The 8,892-nt window shown below is 48.3% G+C and carries 6 protein-coding genes; all 6 read left to right on the top strand.

The features are described from left to right. Positions 1-154 precede the first annotated feature (154 nt). Positions 155-1,090, top strand: a complete 936-nt coding sequence (locus GXO76_02410; GenBank protein ID NOY76704.1) for a hypothetical protein — start codon at positions 155-157, stop codon at positions 1,088-1,090. A 17-nt stretch (positions 1,091-1,107) separates the two neighbouring features. Continuing rightward, complete coding sequence (locus GXO76_02415) at positions 1,108-2,574, top strand: hypothetical protein (GenBank protein ID NOY76705.1); 1,467 nt, start codon at positions 1,108-1,110, stop codon at positions 2,572-2,574. Between the two features lie 324 nt (positions 2,575-2,898). Then, positions 2,899-3,819: a Gfo/Idh/MocA family oxidoreductase gene (locus tag GXO76_02420; GenBank protein NOY76706.1), complete on the top strand. Its 921-nt coding sequence runs from the start codon at positions 2,899-2,901 to the stop codon at positions 3,817-3,819. 457 nt (positions 3,820-4,276) lie between these two features. Beyond that, positions 4,277-5,053 (top strand): SDR family oxidoreductase, encoded by a 777-nt coding sequence (locus tag GXO76_02425; GenBank protein NOY76707.1) that lies wholly within the window; start codon positions 4,277-4,279, stop codon positions 5,051-5,053. A gap of 626 nt (positions 5,054-5,679) precedes the next feature. Beyond that, positions 5,680-6,756: a radical SAM protein gene (locus tag GXO76_02430; GenBank protein ID NOY76708.1), complete on the top strand. Its 1,077-nt coding sequence runs from the start codon at positions 5,680-5,682 to the stop codon at positions 6,754-6,756. A 124-nt stretch (positions 6,757-6,880) separates the two neighbouring features. Next, on the top strand, positions 6,881-8,892 hold a 2,012-nt coding region (locus GXO76_02435), incomplete at its 3' end, for a radical SAM protein (GenBank protein ID NOY76709.1).

Below are 8,892 nucleotides of genomic sequence, written 5' to 3' on the forward strand. Positions count from 1 at the left end.
ATCGTAAATCGTTAATCTGAAATCGCGAATCAGAAAAAGAAGAAAAGACGATTTAAGATTGACGATTAACGATTTGAGATTTACGAAGTAGCAAAAACTTCTAAAATCGTTAATCTGAAATCGTAAATCAAAACAAGTAACGAAAGGAATAATCATGATTCTCGGTCAGTTTAGCAAGCGGGTTTCCTCTTTTCTCGGTGTCTTTTGGGTCATTGTACTCATTTTAGGAGCGGGCTGCCAGACCGAAAAAGAACATAAAACCGCTGCCACGGCGACACCGGATTTAACCGCCCGATTGGGGCCTGGCGCTTCTATTGAAACCATTGCCAGCCATTTGCTCCAGGTCCGAAAGGAAGTCGGAACAACGCGGGCGTTGGCGCTTTACTACCCCAAATTGGATGAAAAAACGGCCTACACGATTCAAATGACCCTGCTGTCGATGCTGGAAAAACAGGGCGAGCGGGTCGCCGGATGGAAAATGGGCGGGTCGCAGGTCACGGACAGCAGTCAGCCCTTTCACCCGGTTTTCGGTTTTATGCTGGCATCCTACGAGTGTCCATCCGGAGGCACGGCCAATAGTTCCCGTTTTGTAGATGGCTCGCCGCTTGTGGAGGCAGAGGTGGGCTTTACGTTTAAAGAGGATTTGCCCGGGCCAACGGTTTCCCGCCAGGAGCTTCTGGCCGCCATTGACAGCGTCGGAGGATTCAGCGAATTGATTTCGATTCGGGTAAGAGATGCAAAAGGCGGCACCAAGGCCACGCTTCCCCAGGCCATCGCAGACGGATTGGCCAACGGCGGCTTCATTCAACCCAAACACAAACGGGCTTGGAAAAAATTCAATCCTAATCAAGTAGTAACAGCCGAAGTACTCATTAACGGCCAGGTTAAAGCAAGTGGCGATTCCAAAGGATTTGCGTTCATCGATGCTCTTTTGTATCTGGCGAATAGCCTACCCCAATATGGCCGTCATCTTCGGGCCGGAGATATTGTTATTACCGGTTCCGTTTTGAAACCGCCACCGGCAAAAGCGGGCGATCATGTCGAAATAAAGTTCTCGGAGTTTGAGCCGTTAAGGATTACTTTCAAGTGATAAAAGGACAAATCCCGATGAAAAGAGCGGTCATTATTTTCCTGGTGCTTTGTACCATTCCGGCTTTGAGTCGAGCCAACCGCCTGCCGTCCTCCACGCCGGAAATAGTGGATATTGGATCACAATTGGAGCTTTTTGTGGACCACTATCTCATCGACACCCTGAAAAACGTTTCCTTTCAAATGCACCATCCCATTGACCGGGGGCCGGTGCTCCAATTCGACGAGCCCTGGGAAGGGCCATTTTCCGCCTATTGCACGATCATAAAGGACGGCGATTTATTTCGGCTCTATTATCGGGGCGGCCCTCTGGACGGCAAAGACGGCAGCAAAAAAGAATTTACGTGTTACGCGAAATCGAACGACGGCACTCACTGGACAAAGCCCAATTTGAAAATCTACAACATACTGGGCACGTGGAATAATAATGTCGTTCTGGCCGATGCCGCGCCGGTAACCCATAATTTTACGCCGTTTCTTGACACGCGGGCGGGAGTGAACCCAAAGGACAAATACAAAGCACTGGGCGGATTGGAAAAAACCGGCTTGATTGCGTATGTTTCGGCGGACGGCCTTCATTGGAAAAAATTGCGGGAAAAGCCGGTCATTGGGCCAAGAGTTCACGATTTTGATTCCCAGAATGTCTCCTTTTGGTCGGAAGCCGAACAATTATACCTTTGTTATTTCAGACACTGGATCAAAAGAAACGGCACGCGCTATCGGTCCGTCGCCAGGACGACGTCCAAAGATTTTATCCATTGGACGAAGCCGGTTGAAATGACATTTGGCAATACGCCGCCGGAACAGCTCTACACCAATCAAACCTCGCCCTATTTTCGAGCACCGCAAATTTACATTTCGGTGGCGGCACGATTTATGAAAAATCGCCAGGTCCTCACCGAAGAAGAAGCCAAAAAACTCCACGTGAATCCGAAATTTTACAAAGATTGCTCCGATGCCATTTTCATGACCACAAGAGGCGGAAATCGGTACGACCGCACGTTTATGGAAAGTTTTATCCGCCCGGGAATCGGTTTGGATAACTGGGCATCGCGTTCAAACTATCCGGCACTGAACATTGTCCGGACAAGTCCAACCGAAATGTCGCTTTACCTGACTCAGGATTATGCCCAGCCAGGTGCTCATCTGCACCGCTACACGTTGCGGATCGATGGCTTTACATCCATCAATGCGCCCTACAAAGGCGGCGAGATGATCACCAGGCCCTTCCGCTTTACCGGCGACAGTCTGTTGATTAATTTTTCGACGTCCGCCGCCGGTTTTATCAAGGTTGAAATACTCGATGAGAACGGGCGTAAAATAAAAGGCTTTGAACTGAAAAATGCGACGGAAATGATTGGAAACGAAATAGAACGAGCTGTGACCTGGAGGGGAAATCCTGATCTGGCAAAATTAAACGGCACGCCGGTCAGGCTCCGTTTTGTGATGAAGGATGCGGATTTGTACAGCTTTCGGTTTAGGTAATGCTCCAAGAACAACGATTTGTAAAGAAAAAAACGATTGACGAATGACGATTAACAATTTGCGATTGGCGAAGTGCAAGAACTTCTAAATTCTAAAATCGTTAATCTGAAATCGTAAATCAAAAACAAAGGGGGAAAGGCGATTTAGGATTGACGATTGACGATTGGCGAAGTGCAAGAACCTCTAAATTCTAAAATCATTAATCTGAAATCGTAAATTAAAAACAAAGGGGGAAAGATGATTTAGGATTGACGATTAACGATTTGCGATTGGCGAAGTAGAAAAAAACTTCTGAAATCGTAAATCAAAAACGCAGGAGAAATCATGCTAAGACTCGGCATTTTGGGCATGAGCGAGGGAAACGGCCATCCCTACTCGTGGTCGGCCATCATCAATGGAGACTTTGACCGTCAGGAAATGGCGGCGTGCGGCTTTGCCGGCATCCCGGTTTATCTTGAGGCGAACCGCGACACGCTGGGCATTGACGGGGCACGGGTCACGCACGTGTGGACGCAGGACAGAAGCCTGTCCGAGCATATCGCCGGAGCCTCGATGATTGAAAATGTCGTTGACAAACCTGAAGGGATGATCGGGCAGGTCGATGCGGTGCTGCTGGCGCGGGATGATCCGGAAAATCACGCGGCCATGGCCAAGCCCTTTCTGGACGCCGACGTCCCCATCTTTATCGACAAGCCGCTGGCCATTACCCGCGAGGACCTGGGCTATTTTTCGGAGCAGAATAAAAAGGGCAAATTGCTCATGTCCTGTTCTTCCATGCGCTACGCGGGTGAGTGCCGAACAGCCAAGACGGAACTGGCGTCCCTGGGAGAACTGCAACTGGCAACTGTGGTGGGTAAAAAGGACTGGGTGAAATACGGCGTTCACATGCTGGAAGCGCTGTTCGCCTTGCTGGATGATCCCCGGGCCGTTTCCGTGCAGCATGTCAGCGAGTCTGGAAAGGACATCGTCCTCATCAGATTCGAGAGCGGACTTTTGGCGACGGTGCACCTGTTTGTGGACATCGCGCCGACGTTTCAATTGTCGCTGTTCGGCCGAAGTGGCTGGCGACTGGTTGAGATCAGGAATTCTTATTCGATGTTCAAAGAGAATCTCACCGAGTTCATCCGTTCGGTTCGCGAGGGAAAATCGCGCTTGCCTTTTGAAAAAACAGAGAATATTATCCGCACGCTGATCGGCGCGAGGGAAAGCCTGAATCGTGGTGGGGAAGTTGTAGAGCTGGGGTAAAAGACGATTTACGAATGGCGATTAACGATTTGAGATTTGCGAAGGGGAAAAAACTGCTAAAATCGTAAATCATAAAACAAAATGTAAAAAGCGATTTAAGATTGACGATTAACGAAGTCAGATTTGCGAAGGGAAAAAACTTCTAAAATCGTAAATCGGAAATCCAAAATCGTAAATCAGAAAGCAAAGTGTGAAAGATGATTTACGATTGACGATTAACGAAGTCAGATTTGCGAAGGAAAAAAACTGCTAAAATCGTAAATCGGAAATCCTTGTTCTGAAATCAGCATCTTAACAAAAGATGATTTAAGATTGACGATTAACGATTTGAGATTTGCGAAGGGAAAAACTTCTAAAATCGTAAATCCTTAATCCTTGTTCTGAAATCAAAAGAATAAGATGATTTACGAATAACGATTTACGATCTTTAATTTACGAAGTAAAAGAAAGGATCAGCATGCATGTCAAAGAATTACTCAGCTTAAAAAAGAAAATCATTCTCGTCACCGGGGGCGCGGGGCGATATGGCCGGTGCATCGTCGAGGGACTGGCGGAGGCAGGCGGCACGGTCATTACGGCGTCGCGGAGTCTGGAGGCAAATGAAAAACTCGCACAGAAATTCAAGGGTCGGGGACTCGATGTACTCGCGCTGCAGGTCGATCAGGCCGACCACGATTCGGTCACGGCGCTGAAACGGCAAATTCAGAATAAATTCGGACGACTGGATGTCTTTGTCAATAACGCCGTGGCCCGTCCCATGCAGGGATACAATGCACCCATCGAGCAATTCGCAGAGTCCATGCGCGTCAACGCCACGGGCATGATGGACATCCTGCGTGAAATGGCCGACCTCATCGCCGAAAGCGGCGGGGGCAGCATCGTTAATATCAGCTCCATGATGGGCCTCTACGGGCCGGACCTGTCAAATTACGAAGGGACGGACATGGGCGATCCGCCACCGGATTATTTTTTCCACCGTGGGGGATTAATCAATTTAACGCGGTATTTGGCCCGTGTACTGGCGGACAAAAATATCCGTGTCAACTGCATCAGTCCCGGCGGTCTGTTCGACAATCAACCGCAGCGATTTTTAGAAAATTATTGCAAAAATGTGCCGGTCGGCCGCATGGCCACTTGCGACGACATCAAAGGCCTGGTGGTGTTGCTGGCATCGGATGCTTCGGCCTACATTAACGGCGAAAATATTTTGATGGATGGCGGTATGCATGCGTAAGATTGGAAGGCTTTAGAAGACGAAGTGGGACCCGCCTGATGCCGGTGAGGATGCGGCCCCCGAGAATTACCGCGGTGGCCAACGGGAACCCTTCCCGCTCGGGCAGAAAATCCAGCAGAGGTTTACATCTTGTAATAATCCCAAGGGCAGTGCGAATACCGAGAGATGATTTCGAACATTGAAAGAAAACCGTCAAAAAATAATTTGAGGTGCCTAAAATAATCAAAAAGTACTTGATAATTATTTAATATTTTTTAACTTTTTTTAGGATAAATGCTTCGCCTGGCATTCCACATCACAATAAACTGTGGTGATTGTTCAAAACAGACCGGTGAAATTAAACGATCGTTTCCATAATCCCAAAAGCCTGTTTGCGGGATTCTGAACCCGAAAAGTCATTTGTAAAATCACCATGATTCATTATGGTGCTGAACCAAAGCAAACCGGTAAAATCGGCCAAAAAAGTGGGTTTCTTTTTTGAGCCTTCACCTATGTAAAGCGTTGGGCTAAAGGCCGGCAGAGATTTGATTTCAAGCTCGTCCGCGACCTGAAGGCTGCGGCCATCCGTCTTTTTGGGTTGGGTTTCTCCTTTTTTGACACATCCTCGCATAGGGAGGCAGAAGATCATGAAAATCAGTTTGCCTCTGGTGACCCGGTTTTTGAAAAATTACGTCATTGTGCATCATTTCCCGCAAAGGCCGGTTGCACCTCTTTTAGTGGCTTACTTTGTCACCTTTCGATGCAATTTAAGGTGCGAGTACTGCGTAAAAGAGGAAAATCTCGATTCCGTCACGTACCCCGAATTAACTACTGAACAGGCTATCAAAATTTTGGAACGGATTCGGACGGGAATCCCGTCGATTGCCTTTTCAGGTGGTGAACCCCTCTTGCGTGACGATATTGTTGACCTTGTTCGTCGGGCACGCGCCCTGAAGTTCAAACCAATCAGCCTGTTTACCAACGCCCTTTACCTTCCCCAAAAAGAAGAGATATTGAATGAGATTGACTTCTTGCAGATCAGCCTGGATACAATGGACGATGCCAGACAGGACAAAATATTCGGGGTGAATAAAACCGGCTTGAGCAGGGAGATCAAGGAAATCATTCGTTTTTACGCCAAGAAACAGCGCGAAAAAGAATTTAGCCTGAATCTTAATGCGGTGATTAATACGCAAACCATCGCTGATATTCCCGGTGTTTATCGTTTTGCAAAGAGGATTGGTGTGCGTCTTACTGTGAGTCCCCAGCTGCTCGCGGGCCGCCCGATCCCTTCGCTCATCAATAATCGAGACTATCAGCGCCTGATCGATCAGATACTCGACTGGAAGCAGAGAGACGCGACGATTATGGATACCGAGGAATTTCTGAGGCATATTCAAACCTTCAAGCCGTTCACCTGTTACCCCCTTTTGACGCCAAGAATTTATCCCAATGGGGAATTCATTGCACCCTGCCCCCTGATTCAGAACGTCCGATTGAATCTCCTGGATTTCAACACGTGGGATGAAGCATACCGGCAAGCCATAGCTCAAATCGGAAACAACTTTACCTGCCACAGGCCTTGTTTTTTGCCCTGCTATCTGGAAACATCGACTTTATTGAATCATTTGCCGCAAACCTTACGGGAATTTTCCCGCTTGGGGCGTCTTTCTTCGGATAAAAAGGCCGAACCGGAAAATCTGAACACAAAAGGGGCAGCTTAGTAAAGGGGTCTTTCGTCCGGTTGTCCCCGAAAAATCCGCCTCCGGCAGGCGGTTGATGACCGGACAGCCGTTTCAAGATTTTTCACAAACCTGTAGATTTTCAGAAAAGAGAGTGGGGAATAAAATGAAGATTGGTTTTATTGCTCCTGCTTTGGACCTGGACAGGGAAAGCAAGGGCGAACGTATTTTCTTGTTGCCGCCCTTAACCTTCCCGGTTCTGGGCGCGCTAACCCCTGACCGTCATGAAATTGAAATTATCGAAGAACGCGTGCAACCGATCCCTTATGATCGTAACTATGATCTGGTTGGCATCACCTTTGTGACGGCATTTTCAAAACACGCCTACGAAATTGCGGACAAATTCCGGGCAAAGGGTTCAACGGTTGTGCTCGGGGGACCGCATGCCTCCGTGAGGCCCAGGGAGGCGCTGCACCATGCGGATGCGGTGGTCATGGGAGAGGCCGAAGAGGTCTGGGAAAATCTTTTGGCCGACTTCGAAAACGGCAGACTTAAAAAATTTTACCGGGCCCCTCATTTGTTTAACATGGAGAAATTCCCGCGGCCTCGCCTCGATTTGATTCCCGGGGAATTTACCTTCAAGAATTCGACACTCGCCTCCAAAGGGTGCCCTTTTCGCTGTAATTTCTGTTTCATCAATGCATTTAACAAGTATCGGCAACGATTCAGGCCTGTAGAAAATGTGGTTCAGGATGTGGAAAATATGAAAGGGAATCTGATAAACAGGAAGCTCTTCGTATTCTGGGACGACAATTTTGGGGGCAATCCCCGCTACACAAAGGAATTATTAAAGGCGCTTATTCCCTTTGGAAAAAAATGGGCGGCCGCCGCCTCTGCCAATATTGCCAACGATGACGAAATGCTCACGCTTCTGGAAAAATCCGGCTGCAAGGCCCTTTTTATCGGAATGGAATCCATTAATTCCGCCAGCCTGAAAGAGTCCCACAAGTTTCACAATCAGGTATCCCGATATAGAGAAATGATTCAGAAGCTGCATGACCATGGGATCGGATTAACCGGAGCCTTCGTTTTCGGTTTTGATCATGACGATCCCTCGGTTTTTGACCGCACGCTGGAAATGGCCATCAAAATCGATCTTGATTGCATGACTCCGGCCATCTTGACGCCGCTGCCCGGAACGCCTCTCTATCGAAATATGATGATGGAAAATAGAATATTCGATCGCAATTGGGAGCATTACGATTATTTTCACGTCGTTTACAAACCGAAATTAATGAGCCCGGAGGAATTGTACGAAGGATTTCTGCAGTTCAATCAAAACTTTTTCTCCACCCAATCTATTTTCACACGACTTGCCCATTCCAGAACACAGCTCGTGTTGGCTATCTTGGCCAATCTTGGGTATCACAATTTTTACAAAAGGATGGTAAGAGAGTACGAGCAGGGAATGCGGAAAGTGGAATACCCGACTGAAGCGGCGGAAGAGCCACCGGCGCGCCCGCTGATTTTAAGAAACCCGTCCACATCATTTTATGACAGCCGGCCTACCCTGAACCAGGTCGACATTCTGATCGATGCCCGTGAAATTTTTCCCCGCGTCTATGAAATGATTGCCCGGGCGGCCCATTCAATCGATGTCGAAATGTACCTGCTGGAAGGCGCAATCGGACAAAAGGTCATTGCACTTTTGCGGCAACGAGCCCAAAATGGTGTTCGCGTACGCCTTCTTTACCAGCCGCCCGCCAGCCTGAAAGTGTACCAGCGTGTGATGCACGCCCTGAATTCAATCGGAATAAAAAATCGCGCGACTCACTATCAAACATTTTACCAGGTTTTACAATCCGATCCCCTTATTCGTACAGCGGATTTTCCGCTGCATCGGTTCAGGAGAAAATCCGTTTTAAAAATGGCACACAATAAGACGCTGATTGTTGACAGCCGGGAAGTCATGATTGGCGGGATGAACTTTGCCAGCATTACGGAGAAAAATCATGATGTCATGGTCGTAGCCCGGGGGCCCGTTGTGCCAGAGGTGCAAAGAGTTTTCGACCGAAACTGGGAGTTGGCCGGCGGGACAGCCCTTTCACCTTCTTTGGAAAAACAAAACGCCGGATCCCCGCCTGCGGATCCGGGCGAAGGTGTCTGGATTCAGTATCT

It is taken from the genome of Calditrichota bacterium (assembly GCA_013151735.1).
Classification (GTDB): Bacteria; Zhuqueibacterota; JdFR-76; order JdFR-76; family BMS3Abin05; genus BMS3Abin05.